Source organism: Desulfallas sp. Bu1-1, assembly GCF_015594625.1.
In the GTDB taxonomy this organism is placed as follows: Bacteria; Bacillota; Desulfotomaculia; order Desulfotomaculales; family Desulfallaceae; genus JADNRQ01.
Genome location: NZ_JADNRQ010000026.1, coordinates 15,382 through 38,760, shown reverse-complemented (window position 1 = coordinate 38,760; position 23,379 = coordinate 15,382). Strand labels below are relative to the sequence as shown.

Annotated in this window: 16 protein-coding genes; 3 read left to right on the top strand and 13 right to left on the bottom strand. The window is 61.6% G+C overall.

Annotated features, from left to right (window positions below):
• Positions 1–115 precede the first annotated feature (115 nt).
• Positions 116–370, bottom strand: a complete 255-nt coding sequence (locus IT084_RS15935; protein ID WP_195713881.1) for a sulfurtransferase TusA family protein — start codon at positions 368–370, stop codon at positions 116–118.
• A gap of 316 nt (positions 371–686) precedes the next feature.
• On the opposite strand from IT084_RS15935, the gene IT084_RS15930 reads away from it, so the two are divergent.
• Complete coding sequence (locus IT084_RS15930; protein WP_195713880.1) at positions 687–905, top strand: hypothetical protein; 219 nt, start codon at positions 687–689, stop codon at positions 903–905.
• 1,607 nt (positions 906–2,512) lie between these two features.
• On the opposite strand, the gene IT084_RS15925 is transcribed toward IT084_RS15930, so the two are convergent.
• From IT084_RS15925 to upp, 5 genes are all read right to left on the bottom strand, one after another.
• Complete coding sequence (locus IT084_RS15925) at positions 2,513–2,695, bottom strand: hypothetical protein (RefSeq protein WP_195713879.1); 183 nt, start codon at positions 2,693–2,695, stop codon at positions 2,513–2,515.
• Positions 2,696–2,717: 22 nt separating this feature from the next.
• A complete protein-coding gene (locus IT084_RS15920; protein ID WP_195713878.1) occupies positions 2,718–2,897 on the bottom strand; it encodes a hypothetical protein in 180 nt (59 codons plus the stop codon).
• A 61-nt stretch (positions 2,898–2,958) separates the two neighbouring features.
• Entirely contained in the window at positions 2,959–4,071 is a 1,113-nt protein-coding gene (locus tag IT084_RS15915; protein ID WP_195713877.1) for a 4Fe-4S dicluster domain-containing protein, read from the bottom strand.
• 483 nt (positions 4,072–4,554) lie between these two features.
• Positions 4,555–5,805 (bottom strand): uracil permease, encoded by a 1,251-nt coding sequence (gene uraA / locus IT084_RS15910; protein ID WP_195713876.1) that lies wholly within the window; start codon positions 5,803–5,805, stop codon positions 4,555–4,557.
• Between the two features lie 286 nt (positions 5,806–6,091).
• Positions 6,092–6,730 (bottom strand): uracil phosphoribosyltransferase, encoded by a 639-nt coding sequence (gene upp / locus IT084_RS15905; RefSeq protein WP_195713875.1) that lies wholly within the window; start codon positions 6,728–6,730, stop codon positions 6,092–6,094.
• A gap of 253 nt (positions 6,731–6,983) precedes the next feature.
• On the opposite strand from upp, the gene IT084_RS15900 reads away from it, so the two are divergent.
• Positions 6,984–7,418: a gamma-glutamylcyclotransferase gene (locus tag IT084_RS15900; RefSeq protein WP_195713874.1), complete on the top strand. Its 435-nt coding sequence runs from the start codon at positions 6,984–6,986 to the stop codon at positions 7,416–7,418.
• 64 nt (positions 7,419–7,482) lie between these two features.
• Here the strand turns inward: IT084_RS15900 and IT084_RS15895 are convergent, their stop codons facing one another.
• On the bottom strand, positions 7,483–8,046 hold the full coding sequence (locus IT084_RS15895; protein ID WP_195713873.1) for a nitroreductase family protein: 564 nt from the start codon (positions 8,044–8,046) through the stop codon (positions 7,483–7,485).
• 140 nt (positions 8,047–8,186) lie between these two features.
• Between IT084_RS15895 and IT084_RS15890 the strand changes: the two genes are divergently transcribed.
• Positions 8,187–8,453, top strand: coding sequence for a hypothetical protein (locus IT084_RS15890; protein ID WP_195713872.1), 267 nt, complete (start codon positions 8,187–8,189; stop codon positions 8,451–8,453).
• A gap of 86 nt (positions 8,454–8,539) precedes the next feature.
• Here the strand turns inward: IT084_RS15890 and IT084_RS15885 are convergent, their stop codons facing one another.
• The 6 genes from IT084_RS15885 to addB form a co-directional block, all read right to left on the bottom strand.
• Positions 8,540–9,862 carry a TrkH family potassium uptake protein gene (locus IT084_RS15885; protein ID WP_195713871.1) on the bottom strand — a complete coding sequence of 441 codons (1,323 nt, stop codon included), beginning with the start codon at positions 9,860–9,862 and terminating at the stop codon, positions 8,540–8,542.
• A gap of 20 nt (positions 9,863–9,882) precedes the next feature.
• Positions 9,883–10,539: a TrkA family potassium uptake protein gene (locus IT084_RS15880; protein ID WP_195713870.1), complete on the bottom strand. Its 657-nt coding sequence runs from the start codon at positions 10,537–10,539 to the stop codon at positions 9,883–9,885.
• A gap of 113 nt (positions 10,540–10,652) precedes the next feature.
• Positions 10,653–14,267 (bottom strand): AAA family ATPase, encoded by a 3,615-nt coding sequence (locus tag IT084_RS15875; protein WP_195713869.1) that lies wholly within the window; start codon positions 14,265–14,267, stop codon positions 10,653–10,655.
• Entirely contained in the window at positions 14,254–15,501 is a 1,248-nt protein-coding gene (locus IT084_RS15870; RefSeq protein ID WP_195713868.1) for an exonuclease SbcCD subunit D, read from the bottom strand. The genes IT084_RS15875 and IT084_RS15870 overlap by 14 nt, the downstream gene beginning before the upstream one ends.
• Before the next feature lie 322 nt (positions 15,502–15,823).
• Positions 15,824–19,702 (bottom strand): helicase-exonuclease AddAB subunit AddA, encoded by a 3,879-nt coding sequence (addA, locus tag IT084_RS15865; RefSeq protein ID WP_195713867.1) that lies wholly within the window; start codon positions 19,700–19,702, stop codon positions 15,824–15,826.
• Positions 19,680–23,288, bottom strand: a complete 3,609-nt coding sequence (gene addB / locus IT084_RS15860) for a helicase-exonuclease AddAB subunit AddB (RefSeq protein WP_195713866.1) — start codon at positions 23,286–23,288, stop codon at positions 19,680–19,682. The genes addA and addB overlap by 23 nt, the downstream gene beginning before the upstream one ends.
• Positions 23,289–23,379: the final 91 nt, after the last annotated feature.

Here is a 23,379-nt window from a genome sequence, read left to right as displayed (position 1 = left end):
GCGCTGCCCGCCAGGTCGATGCCCGGGTCGGAAATGTTGTTTGTGGAAAAGGCAAGGATTTTGGGAGCAAAATCCTTGCCTTCTTTGGTTGTTGCAGCGGTTGTTGCAGCCATATTTACTTCGTCCTCTTGATGTAAAGTTTGATGTCGCCCGCTTCTTCCAGCATGCCCAGAAACTCATGCCCCGTCTTCTTGCACCAGGCCGGCAGGTCTTTCTTGGTGCCGGAGTCGGAGGCCAGCACCTCCATCACCTGGCCCGGTTGAATTTCGGCGATGGATTTTTTGGCCGCCAGGATCGGCCCCGGGCAGGATGTGCCCCTGGCGTCCACAATTTTGTCCGCTTTGATGTTCTTCAGCTCTTCAGGCGTCATCTTGGGTCCTCCTTAATCAATTAATTAAATTCAGTGATACCTTACCAGGGTATCGAGAATTGCGGTAGGCCGAAAAGCAATGCTGCGCGGCGCAGTCCTGCCGTTAGTAAACAACGCTTCGGCCGGCGGTTAAACTGTGGGGGCGACTTGCCCCTTTTTTAATCAATGCGACACGGCATCCAAAACAACCGGCTTAAATGTTTGATTTAGATATTAATTTAGAAAATTTAATCTTTCGTATATTGTATACAATGTACTTGTTGTTACTTCGTGTATTTGCTATAATTATCACAAATCAAAAAGGAAGGTGAAGCCAATGATAAATAGGATTGTCAAAGCTCCTTGTGAAACCTGCTTGTATAAAAACGGCATGGAATGTTTCAGCGTCAAAGCAATGTTGAAAACAGCCTGCTCAATGGAAATGGAACTTTATAACCACAGCATGGAAAGCATGGTTTCGGAAATGGTAATTCCCTGCAAAAACTACGTTCCTGAAACCAAATACCTGCAGCAAAAAGTGAAAAAAGTCGTTTAATAACCTCCGGTCCCGAAAAATATTTGCTATTATTCAATTTTTTTTGAGTTGAATTATTGTCATTACAATACCTGCGCGCAGCCGCCACTCAGGCTGCTTTCAGCCCAACCCCTTGTGAAATATTATACCTTTCACACAAATAATCACCCTGATGGAAAACCACACTCAAGACCCCCACTCGCCTCTATCCAGGCCGCCGGAGCGGAAATACAAGGCGGCAACCAAAACGCAATAATTTGCGACATGATGATTGCGGTAGGGACACCCGTTACCGGATGCCCCCCGCACAGATCCGTACGTGAGGGATTACCTCATACGGCTCCTACCTTGGGTTGGTGACGCGAAGCCTCTGAGTCTCTCTTCGCTGCTTCACGTATTCTGTCGAGCCCGCTCAATGCTTCCCCCTGTCTCTGCGTACAGTTCGCAGTCGTCTCTTCAGAATTCCCCTTGGTCACCGGCCTTTCCTCCAGTGCCTCCGCCACTGGTCGCCCCAATTTTGTTCGGCACTTTCTTTGGTACTATACCGGTTTCTGACTTCTCAGCGGCGTACACGCCAGGATTGCGGCCACGGGCCTTCCCTGGCCGACCCGCCGGCGGTTTGCGCCGACGGGTACCGCTGAGATCTCCCGGTTCTCGAGCATAGAGTGTCCGCGCATGCTCAGGGTCTCTGACTCCGCGGGGCCGGTATACGACTCGCTGTTTATCGCCGTTTTACCGTGTTGCCTTCCCCTTCGGTTCACAGGGTCGGCACCCCGGATGGGTGATTTCGGAGCTCAATGGCTGCCCTACGTTTTCCCCTGTCAACGCTTCACGTGCGGCCTCGCGGCTGCCCGCGCATGACTCGGGGCCGTGGTGGTGCAGCTTCACCTTCCACGTAGGGCTCTTTCATCCCCTACTCTATGCCGGTTTATCCCGGCGCTTTCGAACCGTCCCTTTGTCGCAGAAAATGGAAGCGGGTACATAGGCAACAAGAATAGCAAGAATTTCCACCGCCAGGACTGCTGATGGGCGTCTGAAATAGCGCCACATAACCGGGTGGAATTAGGGACACGTGAAGAGGCAGTAGCGGCAGAGTACGTGCCGTGTAAAGTATGCAGGTCGTAGGTGTGTGGCAATAGGCCATGAAGACAGGGGGCTTGTATGATCAGGATTGAGTGATCACCACTTGATTTAACCCTCGTATAATGATAATGAATTATCCACCTGAGCTAGAATTCCTACACATTGATAGATTTCATGTCTGCCGCCATCATATTCGACTGGTTTCTGAAGGCGGTCATGAAGCAACCACAAATTACCCCAATTTGGTTTTGGGGTTAAATCATTTAATAAACAATCTTGGTGAGTTTATTTTGGTCCTGAGAAGATTGATAAAATGGTACCACTAACATCGCCATCTTAACCAAATTACTCGAATAAAGTGATAGTTCTTTAGCTTCATTTGGTGATATGCTTTTCAATTGCTCAAGCGCTTTTTTCCATGCCTCTTGAGTTGTTTTACGTACTTTATTAGAGGCTGCTGAACACCCGGCCGGCGTTGAGGTATTTTCTTATTAATTGAGCCACAGGCGGTTTTTGATTATTATTCTTATAACTCATGTATTCGTTCATGCCCGCCGCAGCCAGGCTGTTGATCTTGGCGTTATATTCTTGCTGCAGGGCCGCAAATTTGGGACGATATTTTTTTCAATATCTTCAACCGTAGCGTTTTCCGGACCCACCGTGTCGCCATCCATAGCGTTTTCCGGATCCACAGCGCTTTCGCCCCGGTTGGCATAATCGTTCTCCAATTTGTCAGTTGGCCGGCCGGGGTTATTTTTGCCTTCTTCCCCCCTCGTAATTGGTAGATTCACCAGTTTGAACGCCGGGTTGACCGGGTAAAACAATATTACCCGAACCCGGCGTTAACAGGCCCAAGTACCAGGCGAAACCGAGAATAAGTAACCCGGCCAGGCAAAAAAGCGTTGCAACGATTTTTATAAACCTGCGCATAAAACCCTCTTGTTTCTTCTAATCAAAGCAACTAAGGCTTCAGCCCGGTGATGCTTTTTGATCAAGCCCTGCCCTTTTCCCTGGCAATGCGGAGGAACTGTTCCTGTTTGGTCTCCGGCGGAACATGGATTACGGAACGGCGGGACATGGCCAGCGCTCCGGTGGGGCAGGCGGAAGCGCACGCCCCGCAGCCGATACATATATCTTTTTTCACAGCCGGTATTTCATTGCCGTTTCCATCCATGTTCATTTCAATGGCGTGGATATGGCAGTTCTCCGAACAGGTGCCGCAGCCCGAGCATTCTTCCGGGTTCACTTCCGGGATAAAATTGCTGGGGTGCACGGAGGCGACGCCGCCTTCATTGATGGCGCGCAGCACACCGCAGCAGCACCCGCAGCAGTGGCAGATGTAGGCCGGTTTTTTCAACACATTGTCGCCCAGGTGCACCAGGCCCAGCTTTTCCGTCCGGTCCAGCACCCGCAGCAGGTCATCCACGCCGGCGGGCTTGGCCAGGCCCCGGCTCACCAGCCAGCGGGCGGCATTGCCGAGGGAGGTGCAAACGTCCTCAACGGGGGCGTCGCAGGCCTTACCCAGATGGCCGGCCTTATGCCGGCATGAGCACATGCCCAGTGCCCCGCCGCCCGCCTCGCGGATAATCTCCGAAGCCCGCTCGTAACTGAGCACTTCGGTTTCCACGGCCGCCGGGATGAGGCTCTCGTAAACCAGGGTTTTGAACATCTTGGTGTCGCCCCCGAAGAATTCCTCCCTCACGCCGTCCTCTTTGAAATACCTTTCAAACAGATCCGCCAGTTCCTTCATGTTGATATCTTCCCGCACCCGCATGAAGGTGTACTCAAAAAACCCCACCACCATGGGCGCCAGCATGTAATAGGTGTCGTCCCGGCGGGGCAGGTCCAGCACCAGCCCCTTGTTCGCCATGTCGTCCAGGATTTTTTTCAGCTCATCCCGCCCGATCCCGGTAATGCCGGAGATCTTGTCCAGCGGCAGCGGCAGCAGGGGAAACTTGCTGCCCACCAGGGCTTCGGTTTCGGTATAAAGGCGGTGGAGAATTTCCATTAAAATGTCGTTTACCGGCGTGCCCACCGGGTTTTTGTTCAACCGTTCGGCCAGCGCCCTGTACACTTCTTCCTTGGAGTTAATCAGATGTCCCATAATATTTTCCTCCCGGTGAATATACTATTTTCGTAATTATCTTATTATACTGGTAAATCAATTTAATTGTAAACTTTGTTCAGACAATTGACCGGTCATTTATGATACAAAAAAGCCACTCGTACTGGAAGTGGCTTTTTTGTATTTCTTAAATACGGTTCATAACAGGATGCATTCAGTTAAAGAAGTCTAATGTTTGATTTCGCTGCAAAAACCGTTACTCGTATCTGGCGCTCCGGCGGTTTCTTCCGTTCGTTTCGCAATTTTACCTTTTTGGCTGGAGTAGCTCTTAAGCAACGCTTGCCGCAAACAGCCAAACTACTTCTTCACGCCCTAAGGGGTCATGACTTTTGGGATATGACGGGCTAGGGACCGCATCCAGTGCTCCACTCTCTCCAGAAATCCGCCGGATCGCCTTCCGCTGTGGTGTTTTGGCAGTTAAATCAATGTTAGAAAAACTGCTTGCATGCAACAAAAGCATGTCTACTGTTCCGAGGTCAACCCCAGCACGTCCAAAAGTTTAAAAGTCAAACTCAGGATAATGGACACCACGGTGGCCAGGCCCATTCCTTTCAGGCTCACCGCGCCTATGTTCACCTGGGCGCCGCTGACGCCGACGATCAGCACCACGGCGGTGAGGATCAGGTTCCGGGCCTTGCCGAAATCCACCTTTGCCTCAACCAGCATGCGAATACCCGAAGCGGCGATCACGCCGAAAAGCAGCAGCGACACCCCGCCCATCACCGGCTGCGGGATGCTCCTGATGGCTTCCGCCAGCACCCCGACAAAGGACAGTAAAATGGCCATGACCGCCGCGCCGCCGATCACCCAGACGCTGTATACCCTGGTGATGGCCATCACGCCGATGTTCTCGCCATAGGTAGTATTGGGGGTGGAGCCGAAAAACCCCGAAAGCATGGTGGACAGGCCGTTTCCCAGCAGGGACCGGTGCAGGCCGGGTTCCTTCGCCAGGTCCCTGCCCACGATGTTGCTGGTTACAAATAAGTGCCCGATGTGCTCCGCGATGACCACCAGGGCCGCGGGCAGGATGACGGCGATGGCCGCCGGGTTGAATTCCGGGGTATAAAAAGTGGGCACGGCGATAATATCGGCCTCCTTGATGGGGGTAAGATCAACCAGGCCCATGAAAAAGGAGAGGACGTACCCGGCGATAATGCCCAGCAATATTGGTATAATCGCCAGAAAGCCCCGGAAAATCACCGACCCCAGAATGGTTACCGCCAGGGTGAACAAGGACACCGTGATCACCGCGGGGTCCGGCTTTTCCGCGGTCAACCCGGCCATGCCGGCCGCCACCGGGGCCAGTTCCAGCCCGATCACCGCCACGATGGCGCCCATGGCCGCCGGCGGGAAAACCACGTCGATCCACCCGGTTCCCGCCACGCCGATGATCAGGGCCACGGCGGAGAATACCAGGCCGGCGGCGATAAAACCGCCCAGGGCGGACCCGTAATCGTACTTGTCCAGCACAACCATCACCGGGGAAATAAAGGCGAAACTGGAGCCGAGGTAGGCGGGAATGCGTCCCTTGCACAACACCAGGTAAAGCAGGGTGCCGATGCCGTTGAACAGCAGCACCGTGGCGGGGTCGACCTTAAAAATGATGGGCACCAGCACCGTGGCGCCGAACATGGCGAACAGGTGCTGCAGGCTGAGGGGTAGCGTTTGTAAAAGGGGCAGCCGTTCCTCAACCTGAATCTCTCGCTTGGACAACTTAAAATCCCTCCCGGTAACAGGTAATTACACGTGATTTCACAGCAAAAACCGGTACTTGCATCTGGCGCTCCGGTGGTTTCTTCCGTTCGTTTCGCAATTTTACTCTTGAAGCCGGTGAAGCTTGTAGTTAACGCTTGCAAACTACTGCCTAACTACTTCTTCACGCCCTAAGGGGTCATGGCTCTTGGGATATGACGGGCTAGGGACCGCATCCAGTGCTCCACTCTCTCCAGAAATCCACCGGATCGCCTGCCGCTGTGATGTTTTGGCAGTTAAATCAAGTTTAAATCAGGTACAAGCGGTCACCCGCGTCACCCAGGCCGGGTACTATGTAGGCCTTGTCGTTCAGCGCGGGATCGAGGACCGCGGTGATGATCCTGACGGCGGGGAATTTGCCGTGCACCTGTTCAACGCCCCTTTTGACCGCCACCGCGCAAACCAGCGTGATCCGGGCGGGGTCGTAACCCTTCCCGGTAATCAGTTCCAGCGTTTTGACGCTGCTGTTGCCCGTGGCCAGCATGGGGTCGAGGATATAAACATGATCAAAATCGCCGGCATCATCCGGCACCGTATCCAGGTAAGCCCGGGCTTCCAGGGTGTCGTGATCCCGGGAAATACCGATGTGGGCCACTCTGGCCGCGGGGAGGATTTCCAAAAAGCTGTCCAAAAACCCCAGCCCGGCACGCAATACGGGCACCAGCAAGATTTTGCTGTCCCGCACATGGGGGCAGTCCGCCCCGGTGTCCAGCGGCGTGACCACGGTTTCCACGGTATATTTTAAATTCCCGGTGGCTTCAACCGCCATGATCAGACCCAGTTTATTCATGGCGTCGCGAAAATCCCTGACCCCGGTCTCCCTGTTGCGCAGTATTCTCAGGCAGTCACCGGCCAGGGGGTGGTTTACAATGTGCAGATAACTCAACTCATCCCCTCCATTGTTTAGACATTGAGGCAAACCCTTCTTTATTTTCGACAGGAGATGTCATTATCCTGTTAAAGTTGAAAGTTTTGACTTTAATATTCTCCCGGGCAGGTTCGTACATTCTTGTCGAAAAAAAATATGCAAATGACAGCCCGGATAAAATAAATCATAATAAAGGAAAAACAGCTTGGGCAAAGAAAAAGTTAGAAAGACAATTTTGGTTGGGCAATTGCCATGGAAAGGGTGGTGGGGGATGTATTTAAACAGGCTTTTTGTGTACGGCACGCTGCTTCCCGGCCTTGACAACTACAATCGCTTCATACAGGAACACCAGCCCGTGGTTTACAAGGCCAGGGCCAGGGGGATCATGTATTACCTGCCCCGGGACGGTTACCCCGTGGTGCTGGATGGAGACGGGGAAATCAAAGGTGTGCTGTTCGAATCGGAAAACCTGCGCATTGCTTTGCCGCAAATTGACGAGATCCAAAAATACACCGGCATTGAAAGCCAGAGTCACTTGATCCGGGAGATCAGGGATGTGGAAAACATAGAGAAGGGCGAAACGGTCAAAGCCCACATGTACCTGTGGCCCCCCTCCAAGGCGCGCTGGCTCAAGGAAAACGGCACCGTGATTCTCGACGGCGACTGGCTCAATTTTTTGCGGAACCAAAAAGGGACCTCGCACTGACCGTTGCGAGGTCCCCTTTTTTATAAACGAGAGTCGCCGCCGGCCCGTGCGGGCGGCATTTTGCTTATTTCTTCCAGGCAAAGATAACCGGCTCCCTGCGGGGGATGGGCGGCCAGGTTCCCCGGGGGTAGCCCAGTACCAGGGGGGCCACCAGCCTGTAATTTTCGGGTACGCCCAGCTTGTTTTTAATTTCCGGCGAATTGCCCAGCGTCATGGCAAACCCGATCCAGCAGCTGCCCAGCCCCATTTCATAAGCTGAAAGCATGATGTTCTGCGCCGCCATGCTGCAATCGAAAACATGGTTGGGAGACTTGGTGTCACCGTAAATAAGCAGCAAGCAGGGGGCATCGTAAAAAATATTGAAGTTCTTGTTTTCCATTAAGCCTTTGTACTGCTGCAGATAGGCGTTGCTTTCCATTTGCCCCAGCAGCACTTCCTTGGTCCGGTCGGACCATTCCCGCATGAATTCCTTGTCCTCAATCACCACGAACGCCCACGGCTGCATGTTGGAACCCGAGGGCGCGTGGATACCCATGGCGATAAGGTTCTTGATTATTTCTTCGGATAAGGGTTTTTCCTCGTAAGACCTGACGCTGCGCCTGCCCGTTATGATTTCTTTCAGATTCACTTTGCCACCCTCTTTCTTTATATTCTATCATCAATATTATCACAATTTTGCCCAATAAGTACTTGACCCGGCGTTATAAACAAGTGTACATTTTATTGTGGTAAGTATTATTTTGAGTTCACATGCGGGAGGTTATCAATATGAAGCATACCACCAACACCCGGATTGTTTTCGCCGATTCCGCCGGTGAAGCAAGGAAAAAGTACCTGGAACTGGGGATAAAAACCAAAGACCCCAACGCGGTACTGGAATGCTACAAGGCCATTGATGAAGAGGATTTTGACCTGTCCTCGGATTTTAATTTTGTCGGTGAAATTTCCGTATCACCCGAGGTGATGGAAACAATCCGCCAGGACCCCGAACGGGCTTATGTTTTGTACTACCTGGAGGATACGGACGGGCATTAATTAGTTAGTCCGCGTTGGGGCTTCGTGTTAATCAAGCGTTAAGCCGCACCCTTTCCCGGGTGCGGCTTGTTGCGCCGGAGCAAACTTCAGCCGATCATGATTTTCCCTTCGGGATAACGCACGTCGGGTTGTTTTTGCCGGTACGCCAGAGCGTACCCGATGGTCAACGGGCCCAGGCGGCCAAAAAACATGGTGACCATGATCAAAAGGCGGCCCAAATCGTTCAATTCCGTGGTCAGCCCCAGCGACAGGCCCACCGTGCCCAGCGCGGAAACAACTTCAAACAGCACCTTGACCAAACCGGCATCCTCGCGGGTCAAAGCCACCAGGAAGGTCATTAAAAAGACTACAAACAACCCCAGCAGGGCGATGGCCAGGGCCCGGAACACCTCCTGGTGGGCTATTCTCCGCCTGAATATCTCCGTATCCCTTTTGCCCCTCAGAATGCTGTAAATGGCCAGCCACAGCAGGGCAAAGGTGGAGGTCTTGATACCGCCCGCAGTGGACCCCGGCGAGCCGCCCACGAACATAAGCAACATGATCAGCAGTTGCGTGGACAAAAACAGGTGATTCAGGTCAATGGTGTTAAAACCGGCCGTCCTGGGGGTTACGGCCTGAAAATAAGCGGCCATGACTTTGCCCGCCGGCGTCAAGCCGCGCAGGGCGTGGTTGTATTCGGCGGCCAGGATAACCGCGGTGCCCGTGATGATCAACAAAAATGTGGTGATCAGCACCACCCTGGAATGCAGCGACAGTTTGCGCTGTTTTTTGAAATGATATATTTCGTAGATGACCACAAAACCCAGCCCGCCGGCAATAATTAAACCGGATATGACCAGGTTGGTTACAAAGTCGGAGGTATACCCGGTCAGGCTCCTGAAATTCCCGAACAAATCAAACCCGGCGTTGTTGAAAGCGGAAACCGAGTGAAAGATACCGAACCACAGCGCCCTCGGGAAGCCCAGGGACGGCGCCCAGTGCGCGGCCAGAACCAGCCCCGCGATTCCCTCCGTGACAAAGGAAAACACCAGCAAGTAGCGGAAGATTTTGACTATCCCCTCAATGGAGGTTTTATTCAAGGCCTGCTGCATCACCAGCCTTTGCCTGAGCTGAATCCTTTTGCCCAGCAGGAGGGCGAAAAAAGTGGCGAAGGACATGACGCCCAGCCCGCCAACCTGGATCAGCAACATAATGACAAGCTGCCCGAAAAAAGTCCAGTGCGTGCCGGTGTCCACCACGACCAGCCCGGTCACGCACACCGCGGAAGTGGCGGTAAACAACGCGGTCATCCAGTCCGCCGTTCCATCCCTGACCGCCCAGGGGGTGCTCAGCAAAATGCCGCCGGCAAAAATCAGGCCCAAAAAACTCAATACCAACAGCCGCGGGGGCGTCAACCAAATTCTCGTCATCTTCCAACCTCGCCTGTATACTAGGATTCCATTTCAGACAGCCGCTGCAGGTCCTCATTTTTGCCTAGGGCCACCAGAACATCACCGGGATTGATCACCTGCCCGGCAACGGGCGCCACAATAATGTCCTCACCCCGTTTAACGGCCAAAATGGTGACCCCCAGCCTCTTCCTGACGCCGATTTCCACCAGGCTCTTGCCGGCAAACGCCCGGGGGGCCACCAGTTCAAGGATGCTGTAATCCGGCGAAAGTTCGATCTGGTCCAGGATATTTTGGGAAACCAGCGAGCGGGCCAGCTTGATGGCCATGTCCCGCTCGGGATAAATCACGCCGGCGCCGATTTTTTCCAGCACCTTGCCATGCAGCGCGTTTTGGGCTTTGGCGATAACCTTTTTTACGCCCAGCTCGTTGAGGATGATCGTGGCCAGGATACTGGCCTGGACATGCTCGCCGATGGCCACCACCACCACGTCGAAATTCCTGATGCCCAGGGACTTCAGCGCCTGTTCGTCCGTCGCGTCGGCCTGCACGGCGTGGGCCGCCACGTCGATGGCGTTGTGGACGGTGTTTTCGTCGTTGTCAATGGCCAGCACGTCGTAGCCCATGCGGCTCAATTCCGTGATCAGGCTCATGCCGAAGCGGCCCAGGCCGATCACCGCGAACTGTTTATTTTTCATTTGGTCCTCCGAAAACAATTATTTTGCATAAAGTTAGTATTACCAGTGAAGCCTGACAAATGTACAAGCGCTACTCTTGTCCATTGGGCGCTCCGGCGGTTTCTTCCGCCGCATCAGGCCCGTTCCAGGCGGACAACGCTCCCCCGGTCCGGGCGGGCCGGTTCCACCACCAGCCGGCGGGGCAGGCGGTTGACCAGCTGGGGCACGTGGCTGATCAAGCCGATGGCCATCCGCTCCAACGGCAGCCGTTCCAGGGTGTCCATCACCACCTCCAGGTACCGCTCGTCCAGCGAGCCGAAACCCTCGTCCAGGAAAAAGAACTCCAGGGGCGCCCGGCCCCGGCGCTGGATCTGGTCGGACAAAGCCAGCGCCAGCGCCAGGGAGGCCAGGAAGGTCTCCCCGCCCGAGAGGGTGAAAACCGGGCGGCGCAAGCCGCCGTCAGCCTCGTCCCGCAGCACGAATCCCCCCTGCCCGTCCAGTTCCAGGGCGTAGCGGTAGCCGGTCAGCCGGCCCAGGCGCTCCGAAGCCAGGGTCACCAGGCTTTCCAGCCGCCGCCGGGCCATGAACTCCACCAGGGCCCGGCCCCGCAGCACCCCTTCCAGTTCGCCCAGCAGTTCGCGGCGCCGGGACAGCTGCCGGCGGTCTTTTTCCAGCGCGTTCCACCGGTCCCGGCGCTGTTCCAGCTGGCTGAGGCGGTTTTCCGCCGCCCCTTCCCGCTGCTGGGCCAAACCCAGCCTGCCTTCCGCTTCCCGCATTTGCTCCTGGATCACCCGCCAGCCGGCGTCGTCCACGCTCCGGCCCCCCAGCCGGGCCTCCAGGTCGCGCAAACCGCTTGTCAACAGCTGCTCCTGCCGCCGGTATTCCTCCACCAGCCGGGCCAGTTCCTCCCGTTCCCCCGGGTCCAGCAGCGCGTCCCTGGCCTCACCGGCGCCGGCAAAACGGGCCCGCAACGCCGCCTGTTCCAGTTTCCGGCCCAGGTTGTCCAGCTGCTCCTGGAGCGCGGCACAGGTTTTGTTTTCGCCCTCCAGTTTCAACCGGGCCCGGTGCAGGGAATCAAACGCCTGTTTACTTTGCTCCTCGGCCCGGGCCGCGGCTTCCCTCAGGCTGTCAAGTTCTCCCCGCACCTGTTCCAGAGCCTGTTTGACCCGCCTCCCGCCGGTCAGCACTTCCAGTTCCGACCGGCGGCGGTTGATTTGTGCTTGCAGATCCGCCAGCTTTTCCCGCAGGGCGCTCGCTTTGAATTCCAGTTCCCGGAGGCTGTCCCCGGCCTGCTGCAATTGTTCCGCGCTGCTTTTCCATTGCGGTTCCAGTTGTTGGATCGCTTCCCGGCAGCGGCGGCATTCCGCCTGCCTGTTACCGATGCTTTCCCGGTACCCGGGCACGTCGGCCGGCGCTTTAAGCCCCGCCGCCGCCAGGTGCGGCAGCAGTTCCCGGTTCAATGCCGCCTGTTTGGCCGCAATCCCGGCCTCCCGGCGGGCAATATCTTCCAGCTGCCGCCGCCGGTTCTCCCGGTCCGACTGCACCCGGGCCAGGGCCGGCCGCAGCTGGTCCAGCCTCCGGCGCAGTTCCCGCTCCCGCTCCCGGGTCTCTTCCACCTGCCGCTCCCAGTCCCGCACCGCTTCCTGAAGCAGCCGGTGCTGTTGTTCCATTTCCCGCAGCAGCCCGGGCAAATCAGCCACCCGCGCCTCCCGCCATGTTTGCGGCAGTTCCCCGCGCAGCCGCCGGCCTTCTTCCCGAACCTGCCCTTTCCCCTGCAGGATGCTGTCCTCCAGCGCGGCCAGGGCCGCCAGTTCACCGTCCAGGCGTTCCACCCTGCCTTCGCCCTCGCTCAGTTCCCGGCGCAGTTCTTTAGCCCGCGCCCCGGCCCCGGCCAGGGCCCGCTCCAGTTCATCCAGTTCTTGAACCGCCTCCGGGGCGGGGGCGGGGTGGTGGGTGGAACCGCAAACCGGGCAGGCCTGTCCCGGTTCCAGGGTCCGGGCCAGGTAAGCGGCCAGGTTGCGGCGTTTGACTTCCTCCACCCGGCGGGACAGTTCCTCTTGTTCGCGCTCAACCCCCTCCAACTCCCGCTGCAGCGCCGCCACCTGTTCCAGCCGGGTTTCCCGCTCCTGCCGGCGGGCTTCCATTTCCTCCCGGCGCCGCGCGTGTTCCCGGTCCAGGTCCCGGTACTGTCCGGCCAGTTCCTGTAACCTTTCGGCCCTGTGTCTCCATTGCTCCAGCTGCACGGCCCGGCGTTCCAATTCTTCCCCCGGAACGGGCGGATTTTCCCGCAGCCGCTGCAGCGCTGCCGCCTGCTCCGCCGCCCCGGCCTCCAGCTGTTTCAGTTCGGCATCCAGGGTGTTTTCCTGCCGGCCCAGCCGGGCCAGTTCCCCCTCCGCCTCCCCGCGCTGCCCGGCCAGTTCCCCCGCTTCCTCCGCCAGGCGAGTAACTTCCCGGTACAAATCAAAAATCCGGCTGGCCCGCTCTTCTTCCTCCGGGCTCAACAGCAGCCCTTCCAGGCGGTTTTTCAATTCCGCCAGGCGGCGTTCCTGTTGTTCCACGGTGTTTTGCAGCTCCAACTTGCGGGCTTTTAGTTGCGTGATTTCTTTTTCCCGGGCGGCCAATTCATCCTGCCATGTTTTTTCCCGCTCCAGCATGTCGTCCAGCTCGGCTTCCCCGGCCAGGGCCCCTTCCAGCCGCGCGTGGAGCGACAGCAATTGGGGCTCCCTGCTTTCCCTGGCCTGCCGCAGCTGCCGGGCTTTTTGGTCCGCTTCCCCGGCCAGCCGTTCCAGCCTGCCGGCCTCGGCCGCCAGGCCCGCCAGCCGGTCCTTGCGCCCCGCCAGGTCCCGCTCCAGGCGCTCTCCTTCCTCCAGCAGCCCCCGCAGGCCCTCCGCCCGGGTGGCCGCTTCCAGCCGTTCCCCGGCCCGGCGCACCCCGGGCTCATCCCGGCGCAGTTCCACCAGTCTGTTTTCCAGGGCGTCCCGCTGCGCCTGCAGTTCCCGCACCGCGCGGGCTTCTTCCAGTTTTTTGCGCACGGCGTCACAGTGCCCGGCCGCCCGCCGGCGCTCCGCCCGGCTGTGTTCCAGTTCCCGCCGGGCGTTTTCCAGCGCCCCGGGGGAGCAGTCCCCCAGGCCCTGCTGCTCGGCCTCCACCCTTTCCAGGTGGGCCTGCACCCGGCCTTTTACCTCCACCACCCGTTTCTTCAATTGCTCGCCGAAGCGGTCCAACTCAAACAGCCGCTCCAGCATCTGGCGCCGCTCCGCGGGTTTCAGGGCCAGGAATTCGGCAAAACGGCCCTGGGGCAACACCACCGCCCGGGTAAAATCATCGGCGGTCAGGCCCAGCAGCTCCTGCACCATGGCCCGGACCTGGCCGTCCTTGTCCGCCAGCACCCGCTCGCCGCCGGGGTCCACCCGGACCAACCGGCAGTCCCGGGTATGGGCGCCGAAATCACCGCTGCGGCGCAGCGTCCTCTCCACCCGGTAGCGGCGGCGATCGTCGCCCCGCCCCACCTCGAAGGTAAAGGCCACCCGGGCCTGATCCTCCCGCTGGTTGATCACGCCCTGGTAGCCCGTGGCCCTCTTGACGTCCCCGAACAGGGCCAGGGTTATGGCATCCAAAATGGTGGACTTGCCGCTGCCGGTGGGGCCGAAGATGCCGAAAATGCCCCGCTCGCACAGCCCGTCGAAATCCACCGCCTGCTGTTCGCGGTAGCTGTGCAGGCCGGACAGTCGCAATTCAACAGGTTTCATCCCTATCCACCTCCTCCGCCCCGGGGGACGCCAGTTCCAGGAACAGCTGCACCAGTTCCTCGCCCGGCTCCCCCCCGGTCTGGTGCCGGTAAAAAAGGGTGAACAGTTCGTCCAGGGGCAGCGCGGTATAATCGGGGGATTCCGCGGCGGCCGCGGCTTCCTGCTCCGGCAGCGCCACCCGGATGTCGATGATCCCGGGGCGCAAGCCCCGCAGGGTTTCCACCTGCTCCCGGGTCAAGGGCGCCGGCGCGCACACCTCCAGGTCGATCCAGGCCCGCCGGTCCCGCCCGGCTTCGCACCAGCGCAGCACCTCGTCATAGCCCCCGGCGGCCCGCCAGCAGACCAGGGGACGGCCGGAGTTCAGCGGAATAACCCGCCAGCCCGCCTCCCGCCCGGGAACGGCTTCCACCACCACCACGCCCTTGGCCTGGCCCGCCTCGGAAAAACTGTAGGCCAGCGGCGAGCCGCTGTAGCGGCAGGGCATTGCCGCCCCCGGCACCCCCTGGGGACGGTGCAGGTGGCCCAGCGCCGTGTACTGCAGCCCCGGCGGGAAGGCCCCGGCGTCCACGCCGTACGCCCCGCCCAGGGAGAGGTGGCGCTCCGAGTCGCTGGTATGCCCGCCACGCACGTATAGATGGCTCACCGCCAGGTTGACCGCTTCGGGGCGGATGGCCCCGGACAGCAGCCGGAAGGCGGCCGCGACCCGCTCCGCGTAGGCCGCCTGCCGGTCCGCCTCTTCCGGCGAGTCGCTCAACAGTTCCCCCAGCCGGGCCTCGGAGGGATAAGGCAGCGCCAGTAAAACCGCCGGACAGGGCCAGCCCGGCCCCTGCAGCACCATGTGGGCGGGACCCCGCTCCAGCACCCCCGGCCCCGCGGGCGGCACGTCCCCTGGGCGGCCCAGAATGTGCACGCCCTGGCGTGACGCCAGGGGAGCGGCGGCGGCCAGCCGCTCGGGCTGGTCGTGGTTGCCCGCGATCACCACCACCCGGCGGCCGTTCACCGCCAGCCGGGACAGGGCCTCGAAATAGAGTTCCTCCGCCCGGGCCGGCGGGTTTTCGGTATCGAACACATCCCCGGCCACCAGCACCAGGTGGATCCCTTCATCCTCCGCCAGCCAGGCGATTTCATCGATAAATTGTTCCTGCTCGTCCCAGCGCCGGTGGGGCCCGATGCACTTGCCCAGGTGCCAGTCCGAAGTATGAAGTATCCGTAGCCCTCTTTCGACTTGGCTCAATCAAAATACCCCCCATCCCGGTACTATAAGGCGATCCGGCGGCATCAATCGCTCTCTGCGCATCTTCCTCGTAATAGCCAGTTTCCCCTGAAAAAGTCCGCGTTGGGGCTTCGTGTTAATTTCCGGATTGCTGACTCGCTATTATGTTTGTACGAACTCGCTCACCCTCGGGCGCCGGAGAACTCGCGCCCTGCGGGCGCTCGGACATGCACCGGCGCTTATCCTCGGGTTCGCTCGTTCTTCGAATTAAGCTCGTATGCAATCCTCCAATTAACACGAAGCCCTTCTAAAATTAGAGTTTTTCAAGGGGAATTTGCTAATATTATAAAGCTTCCGCGCGGTTCAAGTGGAAAAAGTACAGGTACTTCTCGCGTACCGGGCGGCCCAGAATGGACCCCGCCGCCCTGGCGTAAAGCTCCAGTTGAATCCGGTAGCGGTCCACAGCTTCGGCCAACCGTTCCCCGTCAATCCTGTCGGTCTTGTAATCAATGATCACCAGGCCGTCCCGCTCAATGACCAGGCAGTCGATAACCCCCTGCAACAGCACGGTCTCCCCCGGGGGCACTTTTCCCGCCAGCTCCGGGTACAGTTCCGCGGCTTCCAGGCCCAGGGTGAAGGGCACTTCCCGCAGGAGCCGCCCCGCCCGGGCGGCCTCCTGCACCCGGCGCCCCAGCCCGGTGGCCAGGAAACGGGCTATCTCCGCCGCCCGGACCAGTTTACGCTGCTGCGGGTGCAGTATCCGGCGCTCCACCATCAGGTCCAGTTGCCGCCGCACTCCGGCTTCGCCCGGCGGCGGGTCCAACACCAGGTTTTGCATGGCCAGGTGCACCACCCGGCCCCGCTCCGCGCCGCCCCGGCGATCCCCCGTATAAAACACCGGCAGTTCGAACCCGGGCGGGGACTCATCCTCCCCGAAAGCGGCGCCGGGCCAGAATGGCGCAGGCGCTTCGTCGCCGTGCCTTTCCTCCAGTTCTTCCTGCCGGTGCCGCCACTCGGTTACCGTCACCTTGGAGGGCAGGCCCGCCAGCTCCCGGTGGGGGCAGTTCCAAAAGAGTCGTTCCCGGATTTCACCGGGCTGGAGCAGCTCGCCCGGCCCGCCGGGCCAGTCCTCCTCCCGCCGGCGGAGCCAGTCTGCGGGCAGGGGTTCCAGCCGCTGGAGGTACGGCAGCCAGTCCTCCCGCCCCCGGTCCTCCCCGGCCCGGCCGGCTTCCCGCAGCCGTTCCAGGGCGGCCGCCGGCCACAGGAACACCCGCCAGCTTTCCGCTCCCGCCTCTTGGGGTTCCCCGGTCCAGGCAAAACCGGCCAGGTTGCCGTGGCTCCACAGGGCCGGCCCCAGCCAGTCCACGGGGCATTTGGCCCCGGCCAGCAGCGGCGCGCCCAGCGGCCCGCCCGGCGGCGCAGCCGCCCCGCGCCCGGCCCAGTTTTCCACCGCCCGGTCCAGTTGCCTGACCGCCGCGGTCACCACCAGCCGCTCCCGGGCTCGGGTCAGGGCCACGTACAGCAGGCGCATTTCCTCGGCCAGGGTCTCCAGGCGCAGGCGTTGCCGGATCACCCGGTGCGGCACCGTGGCGTAACGAATGCCCCGCTCCAGGTCCACCAGCACCGGGCCGCAGCCCAGGCGGCGGTGCAGCAGCAGGTTTTGGTTCAGGCCGGTGAAATTGAATCCCCGGCCCAACCCGGCCACCACGACCACCGGAAACTCCAGGCCCTTGGACCTGTGCACGCTCATCAGCCGCACCACGTCCTCGTTCTCCCCCAGGGAGCGGGCCGCGTCCATGTCGCCGTCGCCCTCCTGGATCAATTCCACAAAGCGCAGGAAGCGGAACAGCCCGCGGTACACGGTTCCCTCGAAACGGCGGGCCCGGTCCACCAGGGCCCGCAGGTTGGCCTGGCGCACCGCCCCGCCCGGCAGCGAGCCCACCAGGTCGCAGTACCCGGTTTGGCGGTACAGTTCCTCCAGCAGTTCCGCCGGAGACAGGCGGCCCGCCAGGTCCCGCCACTCCTCCAGTTGATCCAGAAATCGTTTCAGCCGGGCGGATAGCCCGGGATCCACCCCCGCCCCCCCGGCGGCCGCCCGGCGCACCGCGGTGTAAAAGTCGCCCTCCGGGCAGGCCAGGCGGATTTCCGCCAGCCGCGAGGCGTCCAGCCCCACCAGGGGGGAGCGGAGCACCGCGGCCAGGGGGATGTCCCGGGCGGGGTTGTCGATCACCTGAAGCAGCGATACCACCGTCTGCACCTCGGGGGCGCCGAAATAACCGCCGCCGCCGTCCGCGTAAACCGGAATGCCCAGGCGGCGGAATTCCTCCAGGAACACCCCCACCCGCCCTTTGAGCGAGCGCATCAGCACCACCACGTCCCGCCAGGTGGCCGGCCGCAGGCCCCCCGCGCCCCGGTCGTACACCCGGCATTCGCCGCCCGCCACCATCCGGTGGACGCGCTCGGCCACCCACCGGGCCTCCAGCCGCACCAGGTCCAATTCTTCCGGTTCGGCCCCGCCGTTTTCCTCCTGTTCCCCGGCTTCCCCGGCGTCCGCCCCGGTTAACGGGTCGCGGTAGTCCAGCAGGTGGATCTCCACCGGCGCGCCCGCTTCCCCGGGCGCGTTCCCGAAACCGGCGCCGGGGTTCAGGCGGGCCCGCTCGTCGTAGGCCAGCTCGGCCACCCGCTCGTTCATCAACCGGCCGAACAGGTAATTCACGGCGTCCAGCACTTCCGGCCGGCTGCGGAAATTGGACCGCAGGTCCAGCCGCCACCCCGGTTCGGGCGCACCGCCGGCGTCCAAATCTTTAAACCGCCGGTAATAGTTGAGAAATACCGCCGGGTCGGCCAGCCTGAAGCGATAGATGCTCTGTTTCACGTCGCCCACCAGGAAGCGTCCGCCTGGCCGGGACACCAGCCGCAGCACCGCCTCCTGCACGCCGTTGATGTCCTGGTACTCGTCCACCAGCACCCCGGCAAACATTTCCCGGTAATCCCCGGCCACCGGGGAGGGCAACAGGTCCGCGTCCGGGTCTTCCGGCGGGTCTTCCCCCCAGGGCGAGCCTTCCCCGTTGCGGGCCAGGATGGCCAGGGCGTAATGCTCCAGGTCCGCAAAGTCGGCCACGGCCCGCTCCAGTTTCAATGCCCGGTAAGCCTCCTTGAACCGGAGCGTCACTTCCACCAGGACCCGCACCAGGGGCGCCACCCGCGCCAGGTCGCCGGTCATGGCTTCGGGAGCCCGGGTGAAATAATCATTGTACAGGGCGGCAACCCGCCGCTTAACCCCGTTGCGCAGGTCCTGCACCTTTTGCTTGGTATCCTCCCGGGCCTCCCCCCGGCCCAGCCGGGGCAGGGCGGGCCACTGCCGCCCCGCGTCCAGGGCGGCCTTCAACCGGTCGTAAGGCCCGTCCACAAGCCCCAGCCATTCCCGCACCCGCTCCAGGTCCTCCTCCAGCCTGCCGGCGTACGGGTGCGGGCCGCCCGGGCCGGCGGCCAGCCGCAGGGCTTCCTCCAGGTCGCCCAGCCAGTTCTCCACCTCCAGGCGCACCAGTTCGCGCCATTCCCCGATCCAGGGCTGCCGTTCCCAGGGCAGGCCGGCGGAACGCTCCAGGGATTCCGCCACCCGGTTCAGCCAGGCCGCCGGGCGGGGCAGGCTGTGGGCGAAATCGTACAAGCGCAGCACCAGCTCCACCAGTTCCCGGTCGTCGCCGTGGCGGCCGGCCAGGGTCCGGGACAGGTAAAGGAAAGAGGCATCGCCGGGCGCGTCCCGGTGTTCCTCGTAACATTCCTCCAGCACGTTTTCCACCATTTCCCGGCGCAGCATGGACGCTTCGTTCTCGTCCATCACCCGGAAAGACGGGTCGAGGCCGAGCAGGTAAAAGTGGCTCCGCACCACTTCGCTGCAAAAGGAATGCAGCGTGCCGATGTGCGCCCGGGGCGCCAAAAACAACTGGCGCTGCAAAAGGGAGTTGGCCGGCTGCTCCTGCAGCGCCCCGGCCAGGGCGGCGCCTACCCGGTGGCGCATCTCCCCCGCCGCGGCGTCGGTAAAGGTGACCACCAGCAACCGGTCCAGGTCCACCGGGTTTGTTTCATCCAGCGCCAGCCTGATGATCCTTTCCACCAGCACCGCGGTTTTACCCGAACCGGCGGCGGCGGAAACCAGCAGGTCGCCGCCCCTGGTCTCGATGGCCTTTTTCTGTTCGTCAGTCCAGTTGATAGAAGACAACGCGGTCTCCCCCCTCCCGGCCTGCTTCTTGATTGACGCGCCGCCGCAGTTCCCTTGCGTCCAGGTTCAGGCTGCGGTGCCTGTTCTCCGGCAGCCACGGGTCAAAGCGGCAAACCGGGCTGTAAACGCAGTGGTCGCAGGCGCTCCTGCGCCCCATCTTCAATGGGGCGATATCCACCCGCCCCCGGGCGATATCCCGGCCTGCCATTTGCAGCAGCTTGCCCAGGGCCCCCAGCAGCCACCGGAACTCGCCCGGGGTGTAGACCGAGGCCCGGGACTGGCCGGAAACACGGCCGTCTTTGGTCAACGCCGCGGGCACCAGCAGGGAGGAGCTGCCCGGCTCCAGGTTCCGGTCCAGCAAACGGTACAGTTCCGGCCCGTGGTCCACCACCCAGCCGCTCAACTTGAATTGTTTCAGCCACTCCCGGTCCAGGTCGGCGGGGGACAAATCCGGCCGGTCAACGTTCATAACGGGGCGCTGCACGTGGAAATAAAACGCTCCGGCGGGATCCGGGCCCCGGCCGCCGCGGCCGCAAATCCCGGCGAAATACTCCAGGGCCACCCACAGGTACACCAGGAGCTGCAGCTGGACCCCCGCCAGCACCCGGGGCAGTTCCAGCTTTTCCCTGCCCGACTTGTAATCAATGATCCGGAGATAAAGCCCATCGCCGTCCGAACCCAGGTCCACCCTGTCAATGCGCCCGCTCAGGCTTAACACCACGCCGTTGCCCAGGTCTATTTCCAGGGGCGGCAGGTTCAGTTCCGGCCAGAAGGGCAGGGAACCCGGCGCGGCGGTTCCCGGCGCCGGCCCTTTGCCCCGCGGGCCGAAATATACCTCCAGGGCGGCGGGGCGAAAACCGCTCCCCTGCACCTGCCGGACCAGGGCCCGGGCCGAGTCGCTCACCCGCTCCAGCAGGCGTTCCTTTTGCCGGCGCAGGCGGGCGCTGCTGAGCAAAATCCGGCCCTGCAGCCGCGGGGCCAGTTCTTCCACCAGCCCGGCGCAAATGTCGTGCACCTCGTCTTCCCGCAGTTTCTCCCATCCGGGCCCCCCGGCCGCCACCCGCTCCACGAACAGGCGCAGCGCTTCGTGGTACAACTGGCCGGTGTCGGGCGGCGCCAGCCGGTAAACCGCCCGTTCCTCCAGGCCCAGCCCGTGGGCCAGAAAATGGGCGAAGGGGCAGTTCACAAACCGTTCCAGGCGGGAAACGCTGCCGGCGATGACCCGCCTTCCCCGTTCCTTGCGACACCATACCTTCAGCCCCAGTTCCCCTGCCAGGGGGGGCTCCACATTGCGCCCGGTCAAGCCGTCAACCACAAGCTTGAGCCTGTCCCGCCACTCCTCCCTTTCCACCAGCTGGTTGTAAACCCTCCACCACAGCGGGTGCACCGGGCGGCCCCAGGCGGCCTCCCGCCAGCGCAGGGCGAGCCGCGGCAGCAGCCCCGCCGGGTGTTCCACGAACTCAGCGTCCCCGAAGCCGCCGGGCGGGTCGGCGGGCATTAGTTTGGTCTCCAGCCCCGGGAACAGCTCCCGCAGCCTCCGCACCACGGCGGAAGGAGTAACCGCCCGGCCCTCGTCGTCGCCCAGGGGGTAACTCAGATAAAGCAGCCCTCCGGTGCGGGTGAGCGCACGGTAAATCAAGAACTGTTCCTGGCACAGCCGGTCCCGTGCGCCCGGCGGCAGCTCCAGGTTTTTCCCGGCCAGGCGCCGGGAAAGCTCTTCCCGCTCCCGCTCGGTGAACACCCCGTGGACGCGGATACCGGCCGGCAGAGCCCCCTCGGTGAGGCCGGGGATGAACAGGGCCTGCACGTCGCCGGGCGGGCGGGAACGGTCCAGGCTGCCCACGGTCACCGCATCCAGGCCCGGCGGAATCAGGCTGAGCGTCGCGGCCTCCAGCCCGGCGTCCAGCACCGCGGAAAACTCGGACGCGGTCAGTTGCTGGTCCCCCAGCACTTCCACCAGCTCGTCCCAGAGGCCGCTCACCAGCCTCCACACCTGGCGGTGCTCCCGGGCCAGGCCGGGCAGCCCTTTCTCCAGGGCGCTCCTGCTCCAGCCGTCCAGCCGCCGGGGCACGTCCAGCTCCAGGCACAGCTCCAGCAAAATCCGGGCCCACTCCCGCCCCGCCAGGCGCGCGGGGCGGCCCGCGGCGGCCTGCTGCGCCTTGAGCTGGGCGGCCCTCAGTTCCCGCACGGCCCTTCGGCGGATGTCGTTGATTTCGTCCAGGGCGGGCGGTAGTTCCTCGCCCGGCTCGTCATCCTCCCACAACCGGCCGGGCACGTAATTCCAGGGCTGCTCCCCGTACCAGCTGCCGCCCCTGATCCCCGCCGCCAGGACGTAGTTTTCCAGCCTGTCCACTTCCTCCCGGCTCACCCGGGTCAAGCCGGTTTTCAGGTACCGGAACACCGGATCGTAGGTCCAGCCGGATTGCCACACTTCCAGCGCCGAGCGCAGTAATTCCACCAGGGGGTGGTGCATCACGGGACGCCGGTGGTCGATGAAAAACGGAATCCCGTAGTCCGCCAGCGCCCGCTGGAACAGGGGGAAGTAGACATCCACGTCCCGCACCGCCACCATCACCTGGCGGGGGCGCAGCCCTTTTTCCCTGAGCAGGCGGCGGATCTCCCGCGCCACGCCCTCCACTTCCGCCCGGACATTTACCCCGGCGGCCAGGCGAATCCTTTCCACGGGCGCGGTACAGGCGATCGTGGGATAGGTAAAGTAATGCTTTTCCAGGTGGGCCAGCTCCGGCGCTCCGGCGAAACGCCAGTTCCGCCCCGCCGCCAGAAAATCCTCCCGCACCTCGACCCCCGCCTCCCGGGCCAGCCGGCGGAGCCTGTCGCAGGCCTCCCGGGGCTTGACAAAGGGGTGGTGGCCGGGCAACCGCCCCCGGGCGGCCGCCTCGTCCAGGCACAGGGTTACGGCAACTTCACGGGATTTTTCGAGCAACGCCTTCAGCACCGCGCATTCCTGCGGGGTGAAGGAAGCGAAACCGTCCACCCAAACCCGGCAGCCTTCAAGAAAAGCGGCTGCTGGTAGCTGCCGCGCCAGCAAGTCCAGGTAATCGTCCGGGTCGGTAAACCGGTCCGCCAGCTTGTCCCTCAGCCGGTGATACACCAAGGTAAAGTCCTGCAGCTTCAGCCCCAGCCGGCTTTCCTCAACCTCGCCCGCCGCTTCGGCCAGGTCCTCCGGGAAAATGCGGCACATCTTCAATTCCCCGACCAGCTCGGACAGCGACGCCAAAAAGCCCGGCCGGTTCTGCAGCGCGCCCATCAAGCCCAAGTTTCCCTTTTCCTCCAGCAAAATGCTTTTCAGCATCACCCGCCGCCCCAGTTCGCTTACCGGTAGGAGGGCCGCGCCACCCGCCTCCCGCAGCACCCGGTGGGCCAGGCGTTTGAAGCTGTACACCTGCGCCCGCAGGCCGCCCCCGCGGGAAGCCAGTTCCCGCTCCATGGAAAAACTGGCCTGGGCCGGAACAATGAACAGCAGCGGCGGGCCCAGGGGTTCCTCCCGCATTTCGGCGCATATTTCGTCCAGGCAGAGGCGGGTCTTGCCCGTCCCCGCCCGGCCCAGCACAAGTCGCAGGGTCATTGACCATCCCCCTGTAAACAGATCTATTGTTTAATTATTTTCCAAAGGCTGCATGCATTCCTGCCCGCCCGGCTCATAGTATGTAAAAACA